Source organism: Silvimonas sp. JCM 19000, from assembly GCF_054652575.1.
In genome coordinates this window covers 20,619-46,746 of sequence record NZ_BAAIHC010000020.1, presented here as the reverse complement: position 1 = coordinate 46,746, position 26,128 = coordinate 20,619, and the positions used below count along the sequence as shown (strand labels likewise).

Sequence of the window (26,128 nt, the reverse complement as noted above, 5' to 3'; positions counted from 1 at the left end):
CCCTGCCATGCAAAGCGCTGTTCTGGTCATTGATGTGCAACAAGGTTTGTTCAATCCATTGCCGCGTCCGTGGCAAGCCGATGATGTGGTCGCGCGTATCAACACGCTCACCTCGCGCGCCCGCGCCGCGCGGGTGCCGGTGATCTTTATCCAGCACACGCGCGCCGATGAACCGTTGTCTGCCGGCAGCGACAGCTGGCAATTGCAGCAACAACTCGAGGTGGCGCCGGGCGATGTGCGTATCAGCAAAACCACGCCCGATTCGTTTTTGCACACCACGCTGCAGGCCCAGCTGGAGGCGATCGGTGCACAGCATCTGGTCATTTGCGGCTATGCCAGCGATTACTGCGTCGATACCACCACGCGGCGCGCGGCCGGGCTGGGCTATCACGTCACGCTGGCGGCCGATGCTCACACCACGCACGATCAGCCGCATGCTTCGGCCGAACTGATCCGCACGCACCACAACGCCACGCTGCAGAATATCGAAAGCTTTGGCGTGCCCATCCTCGCCCGCAACACCGCCGAGATCGAGTTCGCCGCTTGATCAGATTTGCGCCGCGATCCAGTGCTGGAACGCCTGCATCGCGGGCGTTACCCGGCGCGATTTAAGCCACGACAGCCAATAAGCCCCTTCCACCCGCTCCAGCGCAAAGGGCCGCAGCAATAACCCGGCGGCCAGTTCGCGTTCAAACATCTGCCACGGCGCCAACGCCACGCCTGCGCCCTGGATGGCGGCCTCGACCATCAAGCGCGAGGAATCAAACACTGGCCCGCTCACCGTCCATGGCGTCAGCCCGGCGGCGCTGAGCCAGTCCTGCCATTCCTCGGCGCGATACGAGCGCAGCAAGGTTACCCGTGCCAGGTCGGCCGGCGTATGCAGGCGTAAGGCCACGCCGGGCGCGCATAACGGGGTCAACGGCGCTTCAAGCAAACGCTGGTTATGGCTGCCCGGCCAGCCGCCATCGCCAAAACGGATGGCCAGATCCAGGCCTTCGGCCGCCAGATCAACCAGGTTGTTATGCGTCAGCAGCCGCAGCTCAACAAACGGGTGGGCGGCGGCAAAATCTTGCAGGCGTGGCATCAGCCAGCCTATGGCAAAGGTGCCGACCACGCCCACGGTGAGCACTTCGCGAAACTGCCCGCCTTCAAACTGTTTAAGCACCTGGGCAATGCGGCCAAAGGCATCGCTCAGCACCGGCAACAGCGCGCGGCCTTCGTCAGTCAGACCCAGTCCACGCGGCAGACGCTTGAATAATTCAGCGCCCAGGCGCTCTTCCAGCGCGCGCACTTGCTGGCTGACGGCAGCCTGGGTGACGTTCAGTTCTTGCGCGGCACGGGTGAAATTAAGATGGCGGGCCGAGGCTTCAAAGGCGCGCAAGGCATTGAGCGGAAGATGCGGGTTCATCGCAGACCAAAGATTTTCTGGGGGCTGGCCAAAAATATCCTCGTTTGTCATCGCTGCGCAAGCGGTGGATAGTCGCCGCCTGCACCGGTCGCATACACCCACCCCTACCCGACGAGATGCCCGCATGAACCCAACCCGCCCGAAGTCGTCCTGCGCCCGGCCCGTGCCAGCGCGCCGTAGTTTGCTCAAGCTTGCCGCCTGCGCGCCGCTGGCGCTGGCATGGCCCGGCCGCCTGCTGGCCGCCACCGCAGCCAGCCCGACGCCGGACCATGCTGAGCTGACCGCCGCCATGGCGGCATTAGAACAAGCCAACGCGGTGCGCATCGGCGTCAGCGCCTTCGATACCGGCAGCGGCAAGCGCTTTGACTGGCGCGCCGACGAGCGCTTTGCCTTTTGCAGCACCTTCAAGTTCATGTTGGCCGCCGCAGTATTGGGCGAGCTACAACGTCAACCGCGGCTGTTGCAAGAGCGCTTGCTGTTTACCCGCAAGCAATTGCCGTCGCATTCGCCGATCACCGAAAAACACGTCGCCGACGGCATGAGCGTGGGCGACCTGTGCCAGGCCGCCATCGAATACAGCGATAACGGCGCCGCCAACGCCTTGCTGCGCTTGCTGGGCGGTCCGGCCAAAGTGACGGCGTTTGCGCGTAAAACCGGCAATGCCAGTTTCCGCCTCGACCGCATGGAGCCTGAGTTGAATACCGCTATCCCCGGCGATGTGCGCGATACCGTCACCCCGGCCGCCATGGCACAAAGCCTGCAAACCCTGGTGTTAGGTACGGCGCTGCCCGAGCGCGAACGGGGCCTCCTAACGCAATGGCTCCAGGGCAATACCACAGGCGATAAGCGCATTCGTGCCGGCGTGCCCGCGGGCTGGCAAGTGGGCGATAAAACCGGCACGGGCGCGTATGGCAGCACCAACGATATCGCGGTGTTGTGGCCCGCCCATGGCGCCGCCCCGATCTGCATCGCCATATATGTCGGCAACAAACACAAAGACGCCGACCCACCCGAAGCGATACTTGCCGACGCCACCCGCATCGCGCTCAAGGCGCTGGCGGCTTGATCAATCTGCCGCAGCGCTTCAGGGTGCCGCTGCGCGGGCCTTGTCGCGCGTGGCGGCCATTTCGGTGGTAATCCATTCGGCAAAGCGCAACAGGCGGCTGTCATCCTGGATGCGGCGCGGCGATAGCACGTAATAAGCCGAGCCGTCCGGCACAAAACCGCAGGGCGCAATCAAGCGGCTGCCCGCCAGTTCTTCTTCCACCATATAGCAAGACGCCAGCGCCGCGCCGATGCCCGCTGCCGCCGCCTGCACGCATAGATAAAAGTGTTCGTAATTGATGCGGCCGGTGGCGCGGATTTCGTGGCCGGTGGCTTTGGCCCAGTTGGCCCAGCTATTGGGTCGCGACAAGGTATGCAGCAACTTGCCCTGCCATGGCCCCGCGCCCGGTGCCAGTTGCGGCACACAAACCGGGCCGACCAGCTCTTCGCCCACGCGCCAGGTATCCCAGGTTTCATCCCACTGAAAATCATTGCGCCGCAAGGCCACGTCCACGCCCGCGCGCACCAGATCGATAGGCCCCCCGGCGGCATATAAATGCACCTGCAATTCCGGGTAAGCCTGCTGAAACCGTGGCAAGCGCGGAATCAACCATTTCATCGCGATCGTGGGCTCGCACGACACCACGATGACATTGCCCGCCTCGTCGGACTGCAGTTTGCCGATGGCGGTAATCAGCTGCGCAAAGGCAGCGGAAGTGGCGGCCTGCAGGGCTAGCCCGGCATCGGTCAGAAACACCGCGCGATTGCGGCGCTGGAATAGCTCCACGCCTAGCGCTTCCTCTAATTGGCGAATCTGGCGGCTCACGGCACCGTGCGTGACGTGCAATTCTTCGGCCGCTTTAACAAAGCTGAGCGTGCGCGCGGCCACATCGAAAATGCGCAAAGTATTCAGCGGGGGCAATCGCATCGGTGATTTTTCCTCACACAAAACCTGCATATTAATCGCTTTTTTCTTGACGTGAAGCTGTCAATAATGACTTCGCACCCCAGCCAAACGGCTCTGCAAGCCGATTCACAGGACTTGTGCATGCGGCCCTAAGGCGCATACATCAGTGTATTCGGTGAGAACGGCGCACACGTTGCGCTTTAAAAATTGACTGCGATCTGGAGCAATCCGATGGAACAACTTGTCGTTGAAAATGCGCAAGATCTGTACACGAGAACGCCTGAAACCGAGAGCACCGAGGTCGAGCGGCTCTGCAACCTGGTGGCACGCAAAGACTTTTGCTTTCTGAATGCGCAGAAAACCCGACACCTGCTGGGACTGGACCTTAACCAGGACAGCGCAGCCTGGGCCGAATTTGCCGACAGCTGGAACCGGCTGGAGCAAGATCAGTTCATGCGTGATGGCGGCACCTATCGCTATCGCCGCCACGCCACGTTCAGCGCGCTGCCTTCCGGCCGCCAGGCCTATCTGGAAAAACATCAGCCGCACTACCAGAGCCTGGATTACAACAACCTCAACGGCGGCATCGCCCGCGACTTTGCCCCGTTTGAAGACAGCACCGTACACGGCGACGTCATGCAAGCCATCCTCGGCTTGTGCTGCGCCACATTCGGCGCGCTGTCACCCTACTTTGCCTGGCATATCGAAGCGCACCAGTTCCGCATCTATACCCAGGGCCAGCAAGCGGGTAACCCCACTCCCGAAGGCGTACACCGCGATGGTGTCAATTACGTCTTCATGATGATGGTGCGTCGCCAGAACGTGGTGAATGGCACCACCAGCATCTACGACCGCAACCGACATTTTTTGACTGATTTCACGCTGATGCAGCCGTTTGATGCCGCCATCGTCAACGATGAGCGGGTGATGCATGGCGTGACCCCCATCGTGCAACTCGACGAAACGCAAGCAGCGTATCGCGATGTGCTGGTGGTGACCTTCAGCAAAAAATAACCGTGTCGACCTCGGTGGCGCACTGCCCTTCCCGGTGCGCCTTTTTTTCGTAGGAGTGCTTGTATGAATGAATTTGCCGCAGTCGCCATCATTACCATTCTGGCCGTAATCAGCCCCGGCGCAGACTTTGCCATGGTCACCCGCAACAGCTATCAGCTGGGCCGCGGCGCAGGTTTGCTGTCTGCGCTCGGCGTTGGTCTGGGGGTGCAGGTGCATGTGTTCTATACGATTTTTGGCGTGGCCGTGCTGGTGCAGCATACCCCGGCGCTGTTTATGGTGATGAAGCTGATCGGTGCGGGCTACCTGGTGTATATCGGCCTCAAATCCATCTTCAGTCACCCGGTGGCCGCCGCCAACGAAGCCACCGAAGGCAGCCGCGAAACCGCCGCCGTCTCTTTGCGCGCCGCGTTTCGCACCGGCTTTCTGACCAATGCACTCAACCCGAAAACCATGCTGTTTGTGGTCAGCTGTTACACCCAGGTCATGCACGCCAATACCGCGCTGGGCACCAGTTTGTTGCTGGGCGGCTTTATGTCGTTGGCGCATTGGGTGTGGTTTAGCTTGGTGGCGCTGTTTTTTTCGTCGCCACGTTTGCGCAGCCTGATGCTGCAACGCCAGCACATTCTTAACCGTGCCATTGGTTCGGCACTGGTCGGCCTTGGCTTTTCCTTGTTGTTTGCCGGAGTAGGACGATGAGTAACACCCCTTTACGCCGTCGCGGCCCGGTGCCGCTCAACGAATCGCAAATTGCCCGCTCTGGAGCCAATACCATGAAAGTTGCCTGCATTGATCTGGAAGGCGTGCTGGTGCCTGAATTGTGGCCGCACATCAGTCGCCACACCGGCATCGCCACGCTCAACCGCACCACGCGGGAAGAACCGGATTACCCCAAACTGATGCGCGCCCGCATCGAGGCCCTGCGCGAGAACAATCTGCGCCTGAGCGATGTGCGCGCCATCGTATCGATGCTGCAACCCTACCGCGATGCCCGCCGGTTTCTGGATGTACTGGCGCGGGACCGGGCGGTGTTTATCGTGTCCGACTGTTTTGAAGAACTGGCCGAGAGCTTTTTGCCCGGCCTGGGTTATCCACGCTTGATGGCGCACCGCCTGGATACCGATGCCGATGGCTTTATCACGCAATGTCGATTTGCCCAGCGCCAGGGCAAGCAAGAGGTGGTGAATACGCTGGTGCGCGATGGCATCGACGTGCTGGCCGTGGGCGATGCGCTGAACGACATCGGCATGCTCAAAGCCGCCACCTACGGCTATTTGCTGCGCCCTTCGCCGGCGACCATCGCCGTGGCGGGCGATCTGCCTGTGGCCGATTCACTGGCCGAAGTGCTGGTGCGCTTGCAGCAAGACCAGTTGGCGCATGCGCTGACCTGAGGGCTGCCCCCGAATGGCCGCGCAAACAGGCCCACGTGTAGCGCGTGGGCCTTGTTGTACTCGGCGGGGCCGCAGCTTATGCCTCGAAATAACTGTCTTCCAGCAACATGTCTTCATAGAAGGCGCCATAGGTGTGGTCCGGATGGCGGATATGGATTTCCAACACCCAGAGCAAACGTGACGGCTTGAATTCGATCTCGGCCATCGGGCCTTCATGGATGGCCGCATGCGGAAAATCGCCGATGCGATGGCCGGACAAATCAAGGTTCAGCACCCAGCCGCGGCGCTGCGCACAGTCGCTGGCAAAGTCATACAATTCGCGCCCGGTGGCGCCGGTGGCCAGCCAGTGGCGGCGCACTTCATGAAAAATGGCGCAGGCATCGTCGGCGCAACGGCGTTTTTCCGGATCGTGGCCGGTGACAAAGGTCTGGCCACCGTCGCCTTCCCACTGCTGCCACACCGGGCCGATGTCCAGCAAAAAGATATCGTCCTCGCCCAACACGATGCCGGGGTCGGACTCTGCGCCAAAAGTCTTGAGCGTGTTGCTGCCAAAGCGCACGTACACATCGTGCCAGCCGCGCAGCATGTCGCATTCTTCCAGCATGTCTTTGGCCATTTCGACCGCGTCTTCTTCAACCATGCCGGGTTTGACTGCGGCCGCAATGCGCAGGATGGCAGCGCGGGTTTTGGCGCGCACCAGCAGCAGTTTTTCGGGGTCATAGGCGGCGCCGACTTGCTCGGCGGTAAATTGCATAGGGGCGTTCATACAGACTTCCTGGGGACTAAAAGTAAAGAAGGATGGCGGGCCAGCGCGGGGATCAGAACGAAACCTGCAACCCGTCCAGCGTGGGATTGAGTGCAATCTGGCAGGCCAGACGTTGATTGGCGTGGGCTTGATCCAGCGTGCGCAGCAAACGGGCTTCGGCGCGACTGGCGGGCGGCAATTGCGCCAGCCATTGCTCGGGCAAGGCCACGCGGCAAGTACCGCACGAGGCCTTGCCACCGCAGACGCCCTGCATCACCTTGGCCGCCGCCAGCGCTTGCATCAGCGATTGCCCGGCAGCGACCGCCAGGCTTTGCGTGTGGCCGGCGCGGTCGGTGACCTGGAGCGTCAAGCCGGGCGCTGTGTCGGGTGCAGCCAGGGGCGCGCTGGGTGTGGCGGGTTCGAAGGCATCGGCATGAAAACACTCGGCGGGCAGGCCGCACTGCGTGGTCAGCAATTGCTGCGCGGCCTGCACCATGGCAGGGCCGCCACAGGCGTAAACGTGCGCCTGGCTCAGATCAGGATAATCGGCAGCCGCACAGCCTTGTACGGTGCGCAGCGGTGTCGCGTTGGCATCGATCACGCCCACAAAGCGCAGCAAAGGATGTTGCTGCATCCAGACATCGAACAGATCGCGCAGATATAAATCGCCAGGCTGGCGCGCGCCCCAATACACCGTGAGCGGACGACTCAGGCCATCGCGCAAGCGCTGTTCGAGCATGGCTTTGATCGGCGCAATGCCGGTGCCGGTGGCCAACATCAGATCGACGCTGGCGTCGCCCGCTTGCCAACAGCAGTCGCCGTAGGGGCCGCTGGCAGTCAGTACCAGTCCGGGCTGGGCATGGGCCGCCAACCAGCCGGAAACCGCGCCGCCCGGGATCAAGCGGATATTCAGTTCAATGCGGCCTGCCGAGTTGTAGGCATTGGCCATCGAATAACTGCGCGCCGCGCCATGCGGCAGGATCAGGCTCAAGAACTGGCCTTCGCGATACGGTAATGCGCGCTCGGCCTGCAGCAGCAGTTGCAACACATCGGGCGCCAGCTTTTGCGCGCTGAGCACGGTCAGCCGGATGGAGGGCGGTTGGGCGGTGGCGGTCATGCGGGCTTCCTTCAGACAGAAATCAGGAGCAGGATGCTAGCCGGATACTGGCTGAGCAAAATCAGCCAGTTTGGTAAATCTCACTGGTCCAGATGCGGGCCGGAGCCGCAATGCAACGTGTGTGGAAATTGAAACTCAGCCTCGACCGTGCCGCCGAGGTGTCCTTGCATCTGCAACTGGTGCAGCAGTTGACCGCCTCCATCCGCCAGGGCCGTTTGCCTGGTGACACGCTGTTGCCCGGCACGCGCGAGCTGGCCCAGCAACTTGGCATCAATCGCAAAACCGTGGTCGAGGCCTATGACGAACTGGTGGCGCAAGGCTGGCTAGTGGCGGAAGGCCGCCGTGGCACGCGCGTGGCGCCGGCCTTGTTGACCAGCGCCAGTGCCACCGATCTGCGGGCCGCACCGCCACAGAGCGCGCATTACCCACTACACGGCCCCAGCTGGAGCGAGCCCGCCGTCGTCGCGGCGGACGTGATCGAGTTTTCCGACGGCGTGCCGGATTCGCGCCTGATTCCGTTTGACGTGCTCGGCCGGGCTTATCGGCGCGCGCTGATCAGCACCGCCCGCGCCGGGCAACTGGCGTATGGCGATCCACGCGGGCAACTGGAACTGCGCGCGCAGATTGCCGCGATGCTCAATCTGGAACGCGGTCTCAGCCTCAATCCAGACCAGCTTTGCGTGGTACGCGGCAGCCAGATGGGCATTTATCTGGCGGCACGGGTGCTGGTCCAGCCGGGTGATGTAGTGGCCATGGACGCCCTCACCTATCCACCTGCGCGCGCGGCATTCAGCGCGGCAGGCGCGCGCATAGTCTGCATTGAGCAAGATGCCTGCGGCATGCGGCCGGATCATCTGGCAACGCTGTGCCAGACGCATGCGATCAAAGCGGTGTATCTAACGCCGCATCACCAGTTTCCCACCACCGTTTTGCTGAATGCCGAGCGCCGTTTGCAGGTGCTGGCGTTGGCGGCGCGGCATCGCTTTGCGGTGGTCGAAGATGATTACGACCATGAATTCCAGTTCACCCATCGCCCCACCTACCCGATGGCGGCGGCCGCACCCGACCAGGTGGTGTATATCGGGTCCTTGTCCAAAGTGCTGGCGCCGGGTTTGCGCGTGGGCTACCTGGCCGGGCCCGAGGCGCTGATTGCCCGCTGCGCCGCGCAGATCATGGCGATTGATCGGCAAGGCAATGCAGTCACTGAACTGGCGGTGGCCGATCTGATGCAAAGCGGCGAACTCAAACGCCATATCCGCCGCACGCTGCGGATTTACCAGCAACGGCGCGCCGGGTTTGCCAGCGCCCTGCGCCAGCACATTGGCCAACACGCGCAGTTTGATTTGCCCGATGGGGGGCTGGCACTGTGGCTGCGTTTGCCGCCGCAAACGCATATGGCGCAGCTGTTGCGCGATAGCCTGGCGCTGGGCGTACGCGTGCCGGACAGCGCCGCCTTTGCCGCCGACCAGCGCCCGGTACATGGCTTGCGGCTGGGCTTTGGGCCCCTGCAGGCCGAGCAGTTGCAACGCGGCGTGCAAGCGCTGGCTGCGGCGCTGTCACGCCAGACCGGGGCACCATAAAGTGGCGCCGAAACTGCCAGTCATCCTTCCGCGCCATGCGTTCATCCTCCGTCCGCCTACCGCTTCTGAAAGCTTGAACTAGACTGCAGCAGCCTTGCACTGCAGGGCACTAAAACAGACACATACATAGAGGATGGAAATCATGCAGAAACCGACATACCGCCGGTTGGCGGGCGCTTGCGCGCTGATTTTTGGTGGCAGCGCCGCCCTGGCGCACGCTTATCCGGCCTGGGTAGATGGCAGCACCTATAGCGCCGGCAGCGTGGTGGTTTATAACGGCCACGATTACAAAGCGCTGGTAACACAAACCGATTACGTGGGCGCCAACTGGAACCCGGCCAGCACGCCAAGCTTGTGGCAAGACCTGGGTGCCGATAGCAGCGCCGCCACGCCGACCCCCGCAGCCACGCCAGCACCCACGCCGGTTGCGGCCCCGGCGCCGACCCCGGCCCCGGCGGCAACGCCCGCGCCCACGCCAGCACCGACGCCTTCCGGCAGTTGTGCGGCCGCATGGAACGCCAGTACCGCCTATTCCGCCGGTGCCATCGTCAGCGTGAACGGCATTAACTACAAAGCCAACTGGTGGACGCAAGGCGTTAACCCATCCACCAATAATGGCGGCGACGGGAGCGGCCAGCCGTGGACCAGGCAGGCCACGTGTGGCACCGCCACGCCGACACCGGCGCCGACCCCCGCCCCAACTCCGGCTCCGACACCGGCTCCGACGCCAGCACCAACACCCGCTCCGACACCGGCTCCGACACCCGCTCCGACGCCCGCTCCGACACCGGCCCCAACGCCCGCACCCACCCCGTCCGGCAGTCTGGTCAGCAGCGGCACGCTCAACTTCCATTTGCTGCTGGGCGCTGGCACTGCGCAAGACACGCTCACACTCGATGGCGACAATTACACCGATCTGTTTATGTCGAACATCATCGCGGGTGTAATGACCGGGCATCTGGTGCAGACGTATTACCCCGGCATCCAGTTCAACAAGGACTTTCTCTACGGCTCCATCCTTGGCCAGCTGCTGCAGGAGAACATCGAGACCGGCCTGTACAAAGCCAGCGGCGATCTGATCGACCCGTCGTCCGACCAGCAAGCCGTCATGGGCCAGGGCCAGGGTGGCCCGTACCAGATCAACAACTACGCGGCCGATATGGTGTCCGGCGGTTATGCGCCGGCCGGGCATTCGCTGATCAATTACGTGGCATTGCAAAAGAACATCGGTTATTCGATGGCCGATGCCGCCACGCAATACACCAAGGTCACGCCGCCGTCGTTCAACAACAAGTATTACGGCCCGATGCTGACGGGCTATTTCCACTACAACGACTTTGTTGCGCTGGTGGAAACCGGCAAAGGCACCGGCGGCTGGACCACGCCATGGCAACCGGCGTTTGATCAGGCACTGGTCACCTTCAAAACCCTGCCTGGCAACTTCTTTGATGTGTTGTTGAACGTGGCCTACAACCAGGGCTTCTATGGTCCGTTGATGTCGAGTTACAGCAAGCTGGGCGCCACCGCCACCACCAGCACGGTGGCCACGGTCAACGACTTCAGCTCGGTTTGGGGCAAGACCGATACCTACGCGCAATATCCGTATCAGGTGCGGTATTACCTGGATCAGCTGTATGGCAATCCGATCCCCACCACCAGCGCCACGACCCTGGTCACGCCGAACAACCACGTCGCCTTTAATCTGACGCAGTTGCAAAGCGTGTTCGCCAATGTGTTTGGCACGTTGTCGTATGTGGATAGCACGGGCAAGGCGGCGTTTATCCCGGCGGCGACGTCGCGGGCAGCCTTCGATACCGCACGCGCACAAGTCAGCGTGCCAGCCGATGCCACGCTGGACCTGAGCAAAGCGGCGGATCGCGCGCAGATCTTCAGCATCCTGGAGGGCGCAATCAACAATCTGGAGACGACGTTGGGGCAGAAATTCAACGCCACCACGCTGAACCAGCTGTAATCACAGCCCGCTACGCAGCAAAACGCGCCCCGCTGGGGCGCGTTTTTTATGCCTGCGCCGGCGGCGCCAGGCGCTGGCCTAGACCGAAATAATCCCGCGCTTGAGCGCAATCGTCACCGCGTGGGTGCGGTCGTTGGCGATCAGCTTGGCCAGAATGTTTTTCATATGCGCTTTGACGGTTTCTTCTGAAATCGACAACTGCGCGCCGATCCGTTTGTTCGAGCGGCCAGCAGCGGCTTGTTCCAGCACCTCGATTTCACGCTGGCTCAGATTATCCTGGCTGACATGCTCGGCCAGTTCCATCGCCACTTCAGCCGGAATGCGGCGCTGCCCGGCGTGCACCGAGCGGATGGTTTCCAGCAGTTCTTTGCGCAACATGCTTTTGAGCAAATAACCCGAAGCACCAGCCTTGATGGCATTCAGGGCCTGCACATCGCCGCGGTAAGTGGTCAGCATGACCACGCGGGCGGCGGCGTCTTGCTGGCGGATGCGGGTTAGCGCCTCAATCCCGTCCATCTCCGGCATGACGATATCCATCAGCGTCACATCGGGCCGATGCGCCAGATACATTTCCAGCGCCTCGCGCCCGTTGCAGGCTTCGCCCACCAGATGCATATCGGGCTGGCTGCCGATCACGCCACCTATGCCTTCGCGCAAGAGCGGATGGTCATCAACGGCGAGCACGGTGATGGGACGGGGCGTGGCGGCAAGGGGCGAAGTCAACATGGTCAGGTCCTGGAGCAAAGCAGAGAGCACACAGCAAGGCGGGGGCCGGAATCGTTTGCGCCACCTGCCGTTCACTGACATTCCGGCTGGCAATTTTACTCATAAAGTAATTTTGTAGCAAAAATAGAAGTGGTGAGTGGCAAAGATTGCGTCGGTAAAAGATCGACGGCGGCGGGCCTTCCGACCAACGGCAAGCAGGGTGTTATGCCCCCGCCAAGCCGCGCCAGGCCACACTTTAAAGCATTTGCGCCCGCAGCCCTAGCGCGCTGTGCCATCGATTACACCGATTTGAGAAAGGCTTTCGCGACTGCGTATTTGCTGACAAACGTCAAGCAGAACCACGCCAATGGCATTTGCTTCTTGTCCGGCAAGCACCTACAACTACCTCGATGCAGTGTGTGCGCTCAGCGTAGCGCGCAGTAACCCTTGCGGGTGAGGTTGATGCGCCCGGATTGAAGGATGCGGCTGGCGCGGGCGCTGCCTAAGCTGGCCCGATGCAAAGACTCTATTCCATGTTTCCGGGCGGCGCGCCGGGCGTAGGCCTGCTGTTGTTGCGCCTGGCCACCGCCGTGGCCCTGCCCTTGTATAACTGCTGCGCCGATGCGCCGCTGCCCGGCATTGATCTGGCCGCCGCCGCGCTGGCCGGCTTGCTGGCGCTGGGCCTGTTTACGCCAATGAGCGCGGGCGTGACGGTGTTATTGCAACTGGCCGGGCTGGCGCTGTGCACGCCACCGCAGTTGCCGATGGCCTTGCTCACCGGCATGAACGCGGCGGTACTGGCTTTGCTCGGCCCCGGCGCATGGTCGGTGGACGCGCGCATGTTCGGGCGACGCATCGTGCTGTCGCACTCGCCCGACGATCATAGGCATTGAGCACCGTCGCCTACTCTTTCGGGTAGTCCGGCGGGGTCACCAAACAGGGATTTGCGATGGCGCTGCGTTGTATATCGTGTGGAACATCCCCCGAACAGATATTTACCCGAGCGGGACACCGGAACGGACCACGCCAGGGATCACGATTTCAAACTGCCTTTTGAATCTGGAGCACGAAGATGAGCAAAGAAACGCATATCAGGGTACTGGTGGCCCACCGCAATCCCGTCATCGGTGCGGGCGTCTCGGCCCTGCTGGCCGAAGAGCCCGGCCTGTTGTTGACCCGCAGCGACGCCCAGCAAATCAGCCAGACCAGCTTTAGCAATGTGGATGTGCTGGTTGGCGATTACGACACCATCATTGCCTTTATGACGCGCCTGCGCGGCCAGTCCGACTACCCGACCTCGGCCCCGCGCCTGATGATCGTCACCGCGCAAGAACGCGAATGGGAAGTACGCCAGGCGCTGGATCTGGGCGTGCATGCCTATGTGCTGACTGATTGCCAGCGGCATGAACTGGTCAGCGGCGTGCTGGCGCTCAAGCGCGGCAATCGTTATGTCTGCGATTCGGTGTCGCAACGACTGGTGGACAGCTTGTCGCGCGTGTCGCTCACCCGGCGCGAGCTGGATGTGCTGGGCGTGATGGCACAAGGCGCCTGCAACAAGGCGATTGCCACCATGCTGGGGATTTCAGTCGGCACCGCCAAATCGCATGTGGCCGCCATACTGGGCAAATTGCAGGCCACCACCCGCACCGAAGCGGCGGCGATTGCCCAGGCGCGCGGTTTGCTGGCACCGCCGACCATGCCGCCGCAAACCCTCAATCCCATCATCCGGCGCGAAATGCGGCCAGAAGCGGTTTACGCCGCCTGATTGCGCACACCCTGGTACGGTTGGCGCGTCCGGCTTGCGAGCCGGACGCGCTTTGCCGGGCGGCTGCGCCGTTACAGCTTGGCCATGATGTGGCGCGGCACGGTGTAATCCTCCAGCGCATACACCGACATATCTTTGCCGTAACCCGAACGCTTCATGCCGCCATGCGGCATTTCGCTGCACAACATAAAGTGCGTATTGATCCAGGTGCAGCCGTATTGCAATTCGGCGGCCACGCGCATTGCCTTGCTGACGTCGCGCGTCCAGACCGAGCTGGCCAGGCCGTAATCCGAGTCATTGGCCCACGCGATGGCGTCGTCCGGCTGCTCAAAACGGGTGACTGAGACCACCGGCCCGAACACCTCGCGCCGCACGATTTCATCGTCCTGGCGCGCGCCTGCAATCACGGTCGGCTCATAGAAAAAGCCTTTGCCCGCGCCAACCTTGCCACCCGTGGCAATTTCGATATGCGACTGGCTGGCCGCGCGCTCAACAAAGCTGGCGACGCGGCTGCGTTGACGCTCCGAAATCAGCGGGCCCATCTCCACGCCTTCCAGATGCTGCTCGCCAAATTTGATGCCACTAACGGCGCTGGCCAGATCAGCCACCAGGTTGTCATAGATTTTGGGGCCGGCATAAATGCGGCACGCGGCGGTGCAATCCTGGCCGGCGTTGTAATAGCCAAAGGTGCGGATGCCTGCCACCACTTCGGCCAGGTCGGCGTCATCAAACACAATCACCGGCGCTTTGCCGCCCAGTTCCAGATGCGTGCGCTTGAGCGAACGCGAGGCGGCTTCCAGTATCTTCTGGCCGGTCGATACATCGCCGGTCACCGAAATCATGCGCACGGCCGCCTGCGAGATCAGCGGCGCGCCCACGGTATCGCCCCGCCCGGTCACCACATTGACCACGCCGGGCGGGAACAGATCGGCGATCAGCTCGGCCAGTTTCAGCGTGGTTAACGGCGTTTGCTCGGACGGCTTCAGCACCACCGTGTTACCCGCGGCGATGGCCGGGGCGAGTTTCCACGCCGCCATCATCAGCGGGTAATTCCACGGCGCAATCGAGGCCACCACGCCCAGCGGATCGCGTCGCACCATGCTGGTAAACCCGGGCAGATATTCCCCAGCCAACGGGCCATGTTGCGTGCGACACGCGCCGGCAAAAAAACGGAACACATCGGCCACCGCCGGAATTTCATCGTTGAGCACGGCTTGATACGGCTTGCCGCAGTTCAGCGATTCCAGCCGGGCAAATTCAGTGGCGCGGCTTTCAATGCCATCGGCCAGCTTCAGCAGCAAGGTAGCGCGGTCTTTGGGCGTGGTTCTGGCCCAGCCCGCAAACGCTTTTTGCGCTGCGGCGACCGCCGCTTGCACCTGGTCCAGCGAGGCCTCGGCCACCTTGACCACCACATCACCGGTGGCCGGATTGAGTACGTCTTCGATATCGCCCTGCCCGGCCTGGAATTCGCCGTTGATCAGCAGCCTGGTTTGCATGGTCATGTCCACAAGTCCTCAATTAAACGGGCCATCAACGGCTGGCGCCGGCCGTGCTTTCGGTGTCGCGGGTGAGCCACCACGCGGCAAAAACGGGGATGGAAGTCAGCAACATGATGCCCATCGCCACCACATTGGTAATCGGCACATCCCGCGGGCGGCCCAACTGGTTGAGCAACCAGATCGGCAGCGTGCGCTCTTGCCCGGCGGTGAAGGTGGTGACGATGATTTCGTCAAAGCTGAGCGCAAACGCCAGGATGCCGCCCGCCAGCAAGGCCGTAGCGATTTGCGGCAACACGACATAGCGGAAGGTCTGCCAACCATCCGCGCCCAGATCCATCGAGGCCTCGATCAGGCTGAATGGCGTGCGGCGCAAACGTGCCACCACGTTGTTGTAAACAATGACCACACAGAAGGTGGCGTGGCCGATGGCGATGGTGGTAAAGCCAGGCTCAAAGCCCGCCAGCCGGATGGCCGACAACAAGGCGATGCCGGTCACAATGCCGGGCAAGGCGATGGGCAGAATCAACATCAGCGTGATGCTGTCTTTGCCAAAAAAGCTGCGGCGATACAACGCGCCGGCCGCCAGGGTGCCCAAGACCAGCGCCAGCAAAGTGGCACAGGCCGCCACCTTGAGCGACAGCGCGACCGCCGCCAGCATATCGCTGCGCGCCAGCGCGTCGCCAAACCAGTGCGTGGTGTATCCGGCCGGAGGAAAACTGAAAGCGCTGGTTTCGGTGTTGAAGGCGTACAGCGCCACCATCGCGATCGGAAAATGCAGAAACACCAATCCGCCCCACGCCGCCAGACGCAGCCAGATTGAAGCTTTTTGATCTGCGTTACGCTCAGAGTGCATCGAAAGCTCCCAGTTTGCGCGCCAGCGTCAGGTAGACGGCGATGATGACGATGGGCACCACGGTAAACGCGGCGGCCAGCGGCACATTCCCGACCGAGCCTTGCATGGTGTAAACCATATTGCCGATAAACAAACCGCTGGGGCCCACCAGTTGCGGGATGATGAAATCGCCCAGCGTTAGCGAAAACGTAAAGATCGAGCCCGCCACTATGCCGGGAAACGCCAGTGGCAGAATCACCGTGCGCAAGGTCTGGCCCGGGCGCGCCCCGAGGTCGGCGCTGGCTTGCAACAGATTGCCGGGGATGCGTTCGATGGCGGCCTGGATGGGCAGGATCATGAACGGCAGCCAGATATAGGTGAACACCAGAAAGCGCCCGATATTCGAGGTGTTGAGCGAGTTGCCGCCCACCAGCGGCAGCGCCAGCAGGCCTTCCAGCGTGGACAGCAAGCCCAGCCGCGTGGCCATCCAGTAAATGACGCCGCCCTTGGCCATGATCACGGTCCACGCGTACACCTTGACGATGTAGCTGGCCCACATTGGCAGCATCACCGCGATATAGAAAAAGCCTTTGCGCCAGCCGCTGGCATAGCGCGCCATGTAATACGCCACCGGAAAACCCAGCACCGCGCTGGCCACGGTAACGCACACCGCCATGCTCAAGGTGCGTAACACGATGTCGACATTGCTGGCGTCGCGCACCAGCGCGCCGTAGTTGGCGAGCGTCAGATCGCGGGTGACGCCCATGGTGAAATCGTCGAAGGTAAAAAAGCTTTGCGACAACAACGACAACAAGGAACCCAGATACACCACGCCAAACCACAGCAACGGCGGCGTCAGCAGCAGCAACAGATACAGCGTGCTGCGCCGGTACAAGGCGGTGCTGATCCAGCGGATGGGGCGCGGCCGTTTGATCGGCGCAATGGGGAGAGAAGTAGCGGCCATGCTCATGCTTGCTCCAGCGCCACCATGGCGTGCCGCGCCCAGTTCAGCGTGACGGTGTGGCCGGGCTGCGGCAGGCTGGCGTCGGCCACATCGCGGTTGGCCACGGTAACCCACAAGCGTGGGCCCTGCGCGGTGCGGACTTCAAAGCGGCTGTGGGCGCCGTGGTACTGGATATCCAGCAACTGGCCGCTGACCTGAACGCGCGCGCTATCGGCCGGGCCAAAGCCAATGTGTTCCGGCCGGATGGCAAACGGCTGCGCCACCCCGGTAATGTGCTGCGCCAGCGTGGCATCGATGACGTTGGAGGTACCGACAAAATCGGCCACAAAAGCGGTGGCTGGCCGGGTGTACAACTGTTGCGGGCTGGCCACTTGCTCGATGCGGCCTTTGTTGAACACCGCCACACGATCCGACATCGACAACGCCTCGCCCTGATCATGCGTGACGTAGACAAAGGTAATGCCCAGCTTGCGCTGCAATTGTTTGAGTTCGGATTGCATTTGCTCGCGCAGTTTCAGATCGAGCGCGCCCAGCGGTTCGTCCAGCAATAACACCCGTGGCTTGTTGACCAGCGCGCGCGCTAGCGCCACCCGTTGCCGCTGGCCGCCGGACAACTGGCCGGGCTTGCGCGCGCCATAGCCGCCCAACGCCACCATTTCCAGCGCGGCTTCGGCCTCGCGGTAACGCTGCGCTTTGCCCATGCCTTTGACCATCAGGCCATAAGCCACGTTGTCGCGGATATTCAGATGCGGAAACAACGCGTAATCCTGGAACACCGTGTTGATATCGCGCAGATACGGCGGCAGGCCGGCGGCTTCCTGCCCGTGCAACACAATGCGGCCCGTGCTGGGCTGTTCAAACCCGGCAATCATGCGCAAGCAGGTGGTTTTGCCCGAACCGGACGGCCCCAGCATCGAAAAGAATTCGCCATCGGCAATGTCGATCGAGACACGATCGACCGCCGTCACCGCGCCGTACTGGCGGGTGATATCGATCAGTTGCACGGCGTGGGTCATGGTGCGTTTTCCAGAAAATTTAAAACATGCAGCGTACGGCCGGCCCGGTGCGTGGTCCGCGCCGGCCAAGGCGCTGGGTGGAACTCAGCACGCGGTTAGCGCCCGCCCATGATGGCGATAAAGTCTTGCGTCCAGCGGCTATAGGGCACGCAGCTGCCTTGCGTGGTGCATTTGGCGATCGGCGTTTTCCAGAAATGGATATGCTCGAAGCGAGCGTAGCCATTGCTGGCGCAGACATCGCTGCCACCCACCGGTTTGTTTTTGCAGCCGTCCACAATCACCGGATTGGAGCCAAACCATTCCGCCAGATCGGATTGCAGTTTTTTGTTAAGCGACCAATCCATCCACTTGTAGGCACACGTCAGATTTTTGGCATTGGCGTGCAGCATGGTGGTATCGGCCCAGCCCGACGCGCCCTCTTTCGGAATGACCCCGGCCACCGGGAACGGGGTTTTTTCGCCTTGCAGCGAATTGACCATATAACCCCATGCGCTGGAGGCCACCACGCCTTCGTTCTTGAAGTCATTCATTTGCACGGTGACGTCATGCCAGTAGCGATGCACCAGCGGCTTTTGCCCGCGCAGCAATTTGAGCGCGGCGGCGTATTGTTTCTCGTTGAGTTCGTACGGGTCTTTGATCCCCAGCTCAGGCTGTTTGGCCATCAGATACAACGCGGCATCGGCGATATAGATCGGGCCGTCATAGGCTTGCACGCGGCCTTTATTGGATTTGCCATCGGGCAGTTTCTGTTCTTCGAATACCACCGACCAGCTATCGGGCGCCTTGGGGAAAACCTTGGTGTTATAGGCGAGGAAGTTGGCACCCCACTGATACGGCACGCCGTAATGCTTGCCGCCTACGGTATGCCACGGCGCATCCTGCAGGCGCTTTTCTACGGTATTCCACGACGGGATCAGCGCCGTGTTGATCTCTTGCACTTTCTTGCCATACACCAGACGCAGACTGGCGTCGCCCGAGGCCGTGACCAGATCGTAGCCGCCCTGATTCATCAGCGAGACCATCTCATCCGAAGTGGCGGCGGTTTTGACGTTGACCTTGCAGCCGGTGTTTTTCTCAAAGCCGGTAACCCAGTCGTACTTTTTGTCGCTGTCACCCCGTTCGATATAACCGGGCCAGGCAATGATATTGAGCTGGCCTTCGGGTTTTCCGAGCTGAGTCACCGGGGCGGCCGCCCAGGTTTGCGTACACAACAGGCTGATTGCCAGGGGTAAAGCCATGTATTTGATTTGTCTCATGCTTTCTCTCCGTTTGGGTCTGGCTGCGCGAGGGCGACCCGAGGCCGGGCCGGTGCGGTAAGGCTGAGGGCCATTCTAGAAAGGGCGTGCTGACGGCCGCCAGCCGCGTTTGCAGATACACGCCATCGGTTTAAGCGATAGCGGACGGCGCGCGGCAAATGGCGTTTGCGCCAGGATGGCGCAGCAGATCGGGTGCGAGCGACCGCCTTTTTGCCCGGGCGCTGGGGCGAATGCAGCAAGCGCGCGGCTTGCCCGACGTGGTGCAGCGCGGCAAGCCTTAGAGCCAGTTTGGGTGCGCGTGCGTTTTAAACGGCCGCGCGCTTGTAGTGGCTCACCGGCCGCTACGGCAAGGTATTGGATTAAGCGATGCGGGCGGCCCACCTATCTTGTAAAAAGATAGCTATCCGGCTGCCTAGCGGGCGTGGGCGCGGCTATGTTCGCGCGCGACCACCAGGAAGTTCTGCGTGGCTTCGGACATCTTCAGCCCGCGGCGCCAGGCAATGCCGATCTCGACGGTGGGCATCTCTTCCATGATGTTGCGCACTTCCAGCCGGTCACCATCGAGCGACCACGGCCGGTACAACATATCCGGCAAGATTGCGAGACCTGCCCCAGTGGCCACCAGGCTACGCACCGCCTCGACGGAACTGGTGCGCATCACGGTATTGGGCCGCAAGCCCGCCGCGCGCCACCAGGTGGTGGTGTTGTCTTCCAGCTCGTCCACCTTGAGCATGATCATGGCTTCGCTGGCGATTTCGTTGAGCGAGACGCTGCCCAGTTCCAGCATCGGGTGATTGGCCGGCAGCCACAGCCGCCACGGCGCCTTGACCAGCGACTCAGCTTCGATCGCCTGACGGTTCTCGATATTGGAAACCAGCAACACCGCCACATCGAGCTCGCCATTGACCAGCAAATGCTCGATGTAATCGCGCTGATCTTCAATCACACGGATTTCAACTTTGGGGAACACGCGGCGGTAGCGGTCAAGCAGATACGGCAAAAAGTAGCCGGTCATCATTGCGGTAACGCCCACATTCAGCCGCCCGGTCATGGTATCGGGCCGCGCCGACAGCGCTTGTTGCGCATTGCGCACCGCTGCCAGAATTTGATGGGCGTGGCGCAGAAACTGGTGGCCTGCATGGGTGAGCACCATGCCGCGCGCGTGCCGCTGGAACAATTGCGCGCCCAGTTCGCCTTCCAGCGCCTTGATCGCCTCGGTGACCACCGATTGCGAAATATTCAGCGTTTGCGTGGCGCCGGTAATCGATTCGGCTTCTGCCACCGCAATAAAATACCGCACATTTTTGAGCGAAAAGCTCATGGACGCCGCCCACACAAAGCAAAGCCGCCAATCTAGCACGGCGGCTTGTTGCTGCGCAGCGGCAGGCGCGGGATCAGGACGTGGTAAGCAGATTGTTGATCAGGTTCTGATCCAGCGAATTCTTGGTGACCAGGGCGGCGGCTTGCGGGTTCTGCTTGAGTATGGCGGCCCATTGTTTGGAGATGGCGTCCGCAGAGGTGGCATCCGTCACCGTACTGGTGGTGCCCGAGGCCGCATCGCTGCTGCTGGTGCTCGACGCCGCACTGGTACTACTGCTGCCCGACGCTGCCGCCGTGGCGGTAGAGGCCGCATTGGATTTGATGTCTTCAATCTGGCCCAGCAGATTGTTGACGGTATCGGTGAGGCTGGTGCTCGAATCATCGCTGCTGGTGCCGCCCAACATGCTCATCAGGCTGCTGGTATTGCCGCTATCGGCGGTGCTGCTGTCCGCCAGGCTGTACAAGGGATTGCTGGCCATGTTTTCGGCCTTGATCGTGTTCAGCGTATTGAGCAAACCGGCCGAGGTGTAGGTGGTGCCGCTGGCCGCTGTGCTGCCGGTGCCCAGGCTGACCGTGCTGCTGGGGGTGCTGGCCGCCGGTGTGGCCGTGCTGCTGTCGGACGTGGTACCCGACGCGCTGCTGCTGGCGCTGGTGGCACTGCTGGCTGCGGTGTTGCTGGCACCGAGCGACGAGGCGATCTGCGATAACGAAGAGATGCTGGACATCGAACTTTCCCCTACATGCAAAACCGGCGCGAAATCCGGGCCAGGATAGTACAGCAAAAACGTGTATCGGCAGTTTGTCGGTAACGCGCTGATTTGTATTGGCCGAGTATCGGCCCATTGCCCGGGCTTTTGAATAAGTGCGCCACCTACAGCGCACGCCGGATATTGCCGGATGGGCGGGCGGATTTGACCGGCGCAGGCTGCAAGCTTGAGGTGGCCCTCATCCCACCATAAGGATTACGCGATGCCCGCCGTTCCCGCCGCCCGCACCGGCCAGGTGACTGATCCCCTCGCCCGCGAGCAGTTTCGCAGCCGCTATCTGGCGCGCTTTTACGACCCGGCATTCCGTGAGGCCGCTGCCGAAATCGACAAGCTGGAGGCCATCGCCTGGCAAGCATATAGCGAAGGCCGCAAATCCCCGCTCACTGCGAAAGCGGGCGCTGGGTATCACGACCCGGATTACGATCTGTCGGTGGAATGGCGCGCGGCGCACGATCGCATCCTGGCCGCCGAGAAACGTCAGCAAGACCCGGCGACGCTGTCACGCGTGCTGGTGATCAACGCCTCGCCGCGCAACGACTACACCTGTCCTGGCGAGATGTCGAAAAGTTTCCGTCTGCTGACGTTGGTGGAACAAACGCTGCAACTGCAAGGCCTGCAGGTGGACCGGCTGGATTTGTCCCGCCTGACATCAGATCCGGATTTGCATATTCATCCCTGCAAAGGCTGTGTTTCGACCGCGATGCCCTTGTGTCATTGGCCCTGTAGTTGCTACCCCAATCATTCGCTCGGCCAGGTCAACGACATCATGAATGACGTCTACGAGCGCTTTGCCGCTTGCCATGGCGTGGTGTTTATCACGCCCACGCATTGGTTTCAGGTGAGTAGCCCACTCAAATTGCTGATGGACCGGCTGGTGTGCGCCGACGGTGGCAATCCCGACCCGACCAGCACACACGGCAAAAAAACCGCCGAAGCCAAGGCGCTGGAACTGGATGGCTGGGATTATCCCAAGCATCTGGCGGGCCGCGCTTATGGGGTGCTGGTGCATGGCGACGTCGCGGGCATCGAAGGCACGCGCCGCGCTTTGACCGACTGGCTGGACTGGATGGGCCTGGTCGAATCGGGCTCGATGGCCAAGCTGGACCGCTATATCGGCTATTACGAACCGTATGCCACCAACCACGAAACCTTCGACCAGGATGCTGCCATCCAGGAAGAAGCCCGCAATCTGGCCCGCGCAGTCGCCAACGCAGTCAAACGCATCCGTGCGGGCGAACAACGCGCCGATGCCGAGCTGCGCCCGCCACGCCCCAAGTAAGGCGCCCACAACACGCGGCAGGGCTCAATCCGCGTCGCGCCGGGTGGTATATTGTCAGCCTTGCGCCCCGCGCGCCGAACTCTGTCTGGCCGTTACCGATGACAATCCCCGCTGCGTTTTATTCGCTCTACCACCACGGCTTTGCGCGCGTCGCAGCCGCCACCATCAACTGCACGCTGGCTGATCCACGTGCCAACGTTGACGCCATCATCCACGTGGCGCAGCAATGCCATGACCAGGGCGCGGCGCTGGCGGTGTTTCCGGAACTGAGTATCTCCGGCTATTCGATTGACGATTTGCTGTTGCAGGACGCCTTGCTGGAAAGCGTAGCGCGCGAGGTGGAACGGTTGGTCAGCGCCTCGGGCAACTGGGCCACCTTGTTGCTGGTCGGCGCGCCCATCCGCCATAACGACCGCATTTATAACTGCGCGCTGGCCATCCAGGCCGGGCAGTTACTGGGCGTGGTACCCAAACTTTATCTGCCCAACTACCGCGAATTTTACGAGCGCCGCCACTTTGCTTCGGGCATGGATACCGAAGGCGGCACGGTGCGCATCGGCAGCCAGCACGCGCCGTTCGGCCCCGATTTATTGTTTGCCGCGCGTGACTTGGCGGGCTTTGTCGTGCACGCCGAAATTTGCGAAGACTTGTGGGTGCCCACCCCGCCCAGTTCGATCGGCGCACTGGCCGGCGCCACGGTGCTGGCTAATCTGTCGGCCAGCAATATCACCGTGGGCAAGGCCAATACCCGGCATCAACTGTGCCAGTCGCAATCGTCACGCTGCCTGGCCGCTTATTTATATGCAGCAGCCGGCAATGGTGAATCGACCACCGATCTGGCTTGGGATGGCCAAGCCACCATCTATGAAAACGGCGTTGAACTGGCTGCCACTGACCGTTTCCCCGATGGCGAACGCATTGCCATCGCCGACATCGACCTTGACCTGCTGCGGCAGGAGCGCGCCCGCCAGGGCACGTTTGATGACAATCGCCGCGTGCACGGTCGCACGTTTCGCCGCATCGAATTCCAGCTGAATCCGACCAACCGCGACCTCGGCTTGCAGCGCAAGATTTCGCGCTTTCCGTTTGTGCCCGCCAACAAGATGCAGCTGGATCAAGATTGCTACGAGGCCTACAACATCCAGGTGGCCGGTTTGCTGCAACGGCTGCGCAGTACCGGCAGCAAAACCATGGTCATCGGCATCTCGGGCGGGCTGGATTCCACCCAGGCCCTGATCGTCGCCGCCCAGACCGCCGACCGTCTCGGCCTGCCCCGCAGCGCCATCATGGCCTACACCCTGCCCGGCTTTGCTACCGGAGAAGGCACCAAGGCCAACGCACATCGCCTGATGCGAGCCCTGGGCGTTAGCGCCCACGAAATCGACATCCGCCCCGCCGCCGAACAGATGCTGAAGGATATGCGCCACCCGTATTCGCGCGGCGAGGCAGTGTATGACGTGACCTTCGAGAACGTGCAGGCGGGTTTGCGCACCGACTATTTATTCCGCCTGGCCAATCAGCACAACGGGCTGGTCATCGGCACCGGCGACTTGTCGGAGCTGGCATTGGGCTGGTGTACCTATGGCGTGGGCGATCAGATGTCGCATTACAACGTCAACGCCGGTCTGCCCAAAACGCTGATTCAGCACCTGCTGCGCTGGGTGATCGAGACCGAACAGTTTGCCGGCGACGTCAACGCCACGCTGCTGGAAATCCTGAACCAGGAAATCTCGCCCGAACTGGTGCCCGCCACTGCAGGCGAACCGCTGCAAAGCACCCAGGCCAAAATCGGACCGTATGAATTGCAGGATTTCAATCTGTTCTACATCCTGCGCTACGGCTTCCGGCCGTCGAAGATTGCCTTTATGGCGCTGCACGCCTGGGGCGACGCAACCACTGGCGAATGGCCTGACGCCTTCCCGACGGACGCGCGGAATCAATACGAGCTAGCCACCATCCGCCGCTGGCTGCGGGTGTTTGTGCAGCGCTTCTTCGGCTTTAGCCAGTTCAAGCGCTCCGCCGTGCCTAACGGGCCGAAAGTGGTAGCGGGCGGGTCGCTGTCGCCACGCGGCGATTGGCGCGCACCATCGGATGGCAATGCACGCATCTGGCTGGAAGAACTGGATCAGGGTGTGCCGGAACAATAAGGCGCAGGGACCACGGCTAACGGTTTGCAGCGGGTAAGCCTGATCCTGCCAGGATATTTTTTCGGCCTCAAGACGAGAGCCGCTGCAGCTGCGGACCTGTTAGCCCGCTTCGTCGCGGAACAGCAGTTGTTTGCAGTGCGCGCAGATATGTTTGCGGCGGAAGTCGGCGTAGCGGGTCAGTCCGATATCGAGGATTTCGGCGTGCTGGCACTTAAAGCAGGTGACGCGCTGGCCCTGCACATTGCCGGGGTGTGCGGCGGCGTACTGCGCCAGCGTGGGGATGGTGTCGAAGTACTTGTAGATCGCCGGGATGCCACCGGTGAAATAAACCAGCGCGACCACGGCAGCGCTCGCCAGTAGCAAGATCAGAACGATTGCATCGGTATCGTAGGGCATGACGGTCTCCTTGTGCCGACATCCTGGCAGACCCGGAACAGAATGCAAGCCACCGCGCTATGTGCTTGACCGGGACTTTGCCCGATCATCTGGCGCCTGCTTTACGCGACACAGCGCGCCGCCTTCTGCCGGGAAGTGCACGCATCCAGATCGCACTTTATGTCTGCGCTCAAGACGGCATGGCTTGCGTTTAGCGTCAGCATGTGCCACGACATAATGGTAGAAAGCCCGAGCGCCGGTTACGAGATCGGGCCTACCAGTGATGGGGACGGTTGAAAAGGAAGCGATGCACATGCGAAAGAAATTGGCCGTCGAGATATGCACCGAGATTTTTATCGCGCTCTGCTGTAGCGCCGCAGTGTCCGCTTACTTCTATCCAGCCAGAGGCATGGAGGCTGTCATTGGCGGTGTAGTCACGTTCGTGGGCTGCGCCGGCGGCATGCTGTACCGCGCTGCAAAAGACAAGCACTAACCAGCGCGGGGCATGGCTTTCTACCCGAAATTGGTTAGCAAATCCCGCCGGGATTCAGTGGTTTCAAACAAACCGTAAACAGCAAGGTGGCGGCCAACGCTGATCCGTCTGCACCCAGCAAACAGACTCCAAACAGCACACACAACAACGCCCACCTGGCTGGAGGGCATTCCAGCCGCAAAGGAAGATATTTAACTCCGCGGTTTCAAGACTTGGCTTACAAAGATCCCGGTCACGCCAAGACTAATCTTTCTCGATTACCTCGACGACATACGTGCGAGGAAAAAGCCCAAACCACTTCACCTTTTTCAGAAATGCAGCGATACGCGGCACGACCATGTCGCGCTCTTCTGGACTCATGACATAGCTGGTAAACCCGGGGCCTCGGCTACCGGGTAAAAAAATTTGCCAACGACCATTTTCAAGTAACACGTCGAAGTGAAGAAAGAGCCCATTTCCATCCTGGTATGATATCCCCTCATTTCTTGCGGTAAGCTGGATCCGTACATCTTTACTATTCAACATGGCTATCTCT

The 26,128-nt window shown here is 61.6% G+C and carries 26 protein-coding genes; 12 read left to right on the top strand and 14 right to left on the bottom strand.

The features are described 5' to 3' along the window. The first annotated feature begins 7 nt into the window (after positions 1-7). Positions 8-547, top strand: coding sequence for a cysteine hydrolase family protein (locus ACYQ1A_RS16375; protein ID WP_499363651.1), 540 nt, complete (start codon positions 8-10; stop codon positions 545-547). On the opposite strand, the gene ACYQ1A_RS16370 is transcribed toward ACYQ1A_RS16375, so the two are convergent. Then, on the bottom strand, positions 548-1,408 hold the full coding sequence (locus tag ACYQ1A_RS16370) for a LysR family transcriptional regulator (RefSeq protein ID WP_499363649.1): 861 nt from the start codon (positions 1,406-1,408) through the stop codon (positions 548-550). A gap of 124 nt (positions 1,409-1,532) precedes the next feature. Between ACYQ1A_RS16370 and bla the strand changes: the two genes are divergently transcribed. Continuing rightward, a complete protein-coding gene (bla, locus tag ACYQ1A_RS16365; protein WP_499363647.1) occupies positions 1,533-2,474 on the top strand; it encodes a class A beta-lactamase in 942 nt (313 codons plus the stop codon). An 18-nt stretch (positions 2,475-2,492) separates the two neighbouring features. On the opposite strand, the gene ACYQ1A_RS16360 is transcribed toward bla, so the two are convergent. Further along, positions 2,493-3,380 carry a LysR substrate-binding domain-containing protein gene (locus ACYQ1A_RS16360; protein ID WP_062225085.1) on the bottom strand — a complete coding sequence of 296 codons (888 nt, stop codon included), beginning with the start codon at positions 3,378-3,380 and terminating at the stop codon, positions 2,493-2,495. A 210-nt stretch (positions 3,381-3,590) separates the two neighbouring features. On the opposite strand from ACYQ1A_RS16360, the gene ACYQ1A_RS16355 reads away from it, so the two are divergent. The 3 genes from ACYQ1A_RS16355 to thrH all read left to right on the top strand — a co-directional run bounded on the left by ACYQ1A_RS16355 (position 3,591) and on the right by thrH (position 5,761). Continuing rightward, positions 3,591-4,373, top strand: coding sequence for a 2OG-Fe dioxygenase family protein (locus ACYQ1A_RS16355; RefSeq protein WP_499363645.1), 783 nt, complete (start codon positions 3,591-3,593; stop codon positions 4,371-4,373). A 63-nt stretch (positions 4,374-4,436) separates the two neighbouring features. Further along, positions 4,437-5,069, top strand: coding sequence for a LysE family translocator (locus ACYQ1A_RS16350; RefSeq protein ID WP_499363643.1), 633 nt, complete (start codon positions 4,437-4,439; stop codon positions 5,067-5,069). Continuing rightward, positions 5,066-5,761 (top strand): bifunctional phosphoserine phosphatase/homoserine phosphotransferase ThrH, encoded by a 696-nt coding sequence (gene thrH / locus ACYQ1A_RS16345; RefSeq protein ID WP_499363641.1) that lies wholly within the window; start codon positions 5,066-5,068, stop codon positions 5,759-5,761. Before ACYQ1A_RS16350 ends, thrH begins: the two co-directional genes overlap by 4 nt. Positions 5,762-5,837: 76 nt before the next feature. On the opposite strand, the gene ACYQ1A_RS16340 is transcribed toward thrH, so the two are convergent. Next, positions 5,838-6,527, bottom strand: a complete 690-nt coding sequence (locus ACYQ1A_RS16340; RefSeq protein ID WP_499363639.1) for a M24 family metallopeptidase — start codon at positions 6,525-6,527, stop codon at positions 5,838-5,840. A gap of 52 nt (positions 6,528-6,579) precedes the next feature. Then, a complete protein-coding gene (locus tag ACYQ1A_RS16335) occupies positions 6,580-7,623 on the bottom strand; it encodes an FAD-binding oxidoreductase (RefSeq protein WP_499363637.1) in 1,044 nt (347 codons plus the stop codon). A gap of 110 nt (positions 7,624-7,733) precedes the next feature. On the opposite strand from ACYQ1A_RS16335, the gene pdxR reads away from it, so the two are divergent. Together pdxR and ACYQ1A_RS16325 are read left to right on the top strand one after the other, a co-directional pair. After that, the gene (gene pdxR, locus ACYQ1A_RS16330) at positions 7,734-9,203 is read left to right on the top strand and encodes a MocR-like pyridoxine biosynthesis transcription factor PdxR (RefSeq protein ID WP_499363635.1); all 1,470 of its coding nucleotides are present in this window, start codon (positions 7,734-7,736) and stop codon (positions 9,201-9,203) included. 142 nt (positions 9,204-9,345) lie between these two features. After that, a complete protein-coding gene (locus ACYQ1A_RS16325; RefSeq protein ID WP_499363634.1) occupies positions 9,346-11,175 on the top strand; it encodes a carbohydrate-binding protein in 1,830 nt (609 codons plus the stop codon). Between the two features lie 78 nt (positions 11,176-11,253). Here ACYQ1A_RS16325 and ACYQ1A_RS16320 read toward each other — a convergent pair whose 3' ends face one another. Continuing rightward, complete coding sequence (locus ACYQ1A_RS16320) at positions 11,254-11,901, bottom strand: response regulator (protein WP_499363632.1); 648 nt, start codon at positions 11,899-11,901, stop codon at positions 11,254-11,256. A 494-nt stretch (positions 11,902-12,395) separates the two neighbouring features. Here ACYQ1A_RS16320 and ACYQ1A_RS16315 point away from each other — a divergent pair, with 494 nt between their 5' ends. After that, positions 12,396-12,773 (top strand): hypothetical protein, encoded by a 378-nt coding sequence (locus ACYQ1A_RS16315; RefSeq protein ID WP_499363631.1) that lies wholly within the window; start codon positions 12,396-12,398, stop codon positions 12,771-12,773. A gap of 179 nt (positions 12,774-12,952) precedes the next feature. Continuing rightward, positions 12,953-13,645 (top strand): response regulator transcription factor, encoded by a 693-nt coding sequence (locus ACYQ1A_RS16310; protein ID WP_062225189.1) that lies wholly within the window; start codon positions 12,953-12,955, stop codon positions 13,643-13,645. A gap of 71 nt (positions 13,646-13,716) precedes the next feature. Here ACYQ1A_RS16310 and ACYQ1A_RS16305 read toward each other — a convergent pair whose 3' ends face one another. The 7 genes from ACYQ1A_RS16305 to ACYQ1A_RS16275 form a co-directional block, all read right to left on the bottom strand. After that, positions 13,717-15,141, bottom strand: coding sequence for a gamma-aminobutyraldehyde dehydrogenase (locus ACYQ1A_RS16305; RefSeq protein ID WP_499363628.1), 1,425 nt, complete (start codon positions 15,139-15,141; stop codon positions 13,717-13,719). 34 nt (positions 15,142-15,175) lie between these two features. After that, the gene (locus tag ACYQ1A_RS16300) at positions 15,176-15,997 is read right to left on the bottom strand and encodes an ABC transporter permease (protein WP_499363627.1); all 822 of its coding nucleotides are present in this window, start codon (positions 15,995-15,997) and stop codon (positions 15,176-15,178) included. Then, the gene (locus tag ACYQ1A_RS16295) at positions 15,987-16,946 is read right to left on the bottom strand and encodes an ABC transporter permease (protein WP_499363625.1); all 960 of its coding nucleotides are present in this window, start codon (positions 16,944-16,946) and stop codon (positions 15,987-15,989) included. The genes ACYQ1A_RS16300 and ACYQ1A_RS16295 overlap by 11 nt, the downstream gene beginning before the upstream one ends. Further along, on the bottom strand, positions 16,943-17,956 hold the full coding sequence (locus ACYQ1A_RS16290) for an ABC transporter ATP-binding protein (RefSeq protein WP_499363623.1): 1,014 nt from the start codon (positions 17,954-17,956) through the stop codon (positions 16,943-16,945). Before ACYQ1A_RS16290 ends, ACYQ1A_RS16295 begins: the two co-directional genes overlap by 4 nt. A gap of 95 nt (positions 17,957-18,051) precedes the next feature. Then, the gene (locus tag ACYQ1A_RS16285) at positions 18,052-19,212 is read right to left on the bottom strand and encodes an ABC transporter substrate-binding protein (protein WP_499363622.1); all 1,161 of its coding nucleotides are present in this window, start codon (positions 19,210-19,212) and stop codon (positions 18,052-18,054) included. 412 nt (positions 19,213-19,624) lie between these two features. Continuing rightward, the gene (locus ACYQ1A_RS16280) at positions 19,625-20,533 is read right to left on the bottom strand and encodes a LysR family transcriptional regulator (RefSeq protein WP_499363621.1); all 909 of its coding nucleotides are present in this window, start codon (positions 20,531-20,533) and stop codon (positions 19,625-19,627) included. 73 nt (positions 20,534-20,606) lie between these two features. Continuing rightward, positions 20,607-21,257, bottom strand: coding sequence for a hypothetical protein (locus ACYQ1A_RS16275; protein ID WP_499363619.1), 651 nt, complete (start codon positions 21,255-21,257; stop codon positions 20,607-20,609). 244 nt (positions 21,258-21,501) lie between these two features. Between ACYQ1A_RS16275 and ACYQ1A_RS16270 the strand changes: the two genes are divergently transcribed. Then, positions 21,502-22,578 (top strand): flavodoxin family protein, encoded by a 1,077-nt coding sequence (locus ACYQ1A_RS16270; protein WP_499363618.1) that lies wholly within the window; start codon positions 21,502-21,504, stop codon positions 22,576-22,578. 98 nt (positions 22,579-22,676) lie between these two features. After that, positions 22,677-24,725 carry an NAD(+) synthase gene (locus ACYQ1A_RS16265; protein WP_499363616.1) on the top strand — a complete coding sequence of 683 codons (2,049 nt, stop codon included), beginning with the start codon at positions 22,677-22,679 and terminating at the stop codon, positions 24,723-24,725. 99 nt (positions 24,726-24,824) lie between these two features. On the opposite strand, the gene ACYQ1A_RS16260 is transcribed toward ACYQ1A_RS16265, so the two are convergent. Further along, on the bottom strand, positions 24,825-25,121 hold the full coding sequence (locus ACYQ1A_RS16260; protein WP_062221574.1) for a hypothetical protein: 297 nt from the start codon (positions 25,119-25,121) through the stop codon (positions 24,825-24,827). Between the two features lie 292 nt (positions 25,122-25,413). On the opposite strand from ACYQ1A_RS16260, the gene ACYQ1A_RS16255 reads away from it, so the two are divergent. Then, a complete protein-coding gene (locus ACYQ1A_RS16255; RefSeq protein WP_499363614.1) occupies positions 25,414-25,593 on the top strand; it encodes a hypothetical protein in 180 nt (59 codons plus the stop codon). A gap of 243 nt (positions 25,594-25,836) precedes the next feature. Here ACYQ1A_RS16255 and ACYQ1A_RS16250 read toward each other — a convergent pair whose 3' ends face one another. Continuing rightward, positions 25,837-26,118: a hypothetical protein gene (locus tag ACYQ1A_RS16250; protein ID WP_499363612.1), complete on the bottom strand. Its 282-nt coding sequence runs from the start codon at positions 26,116-26,118 to the stop codon at positions 25,837-25,839. Between the last annotated feature and the right edge of the window lie 10 nt (positions 26,119-26,128).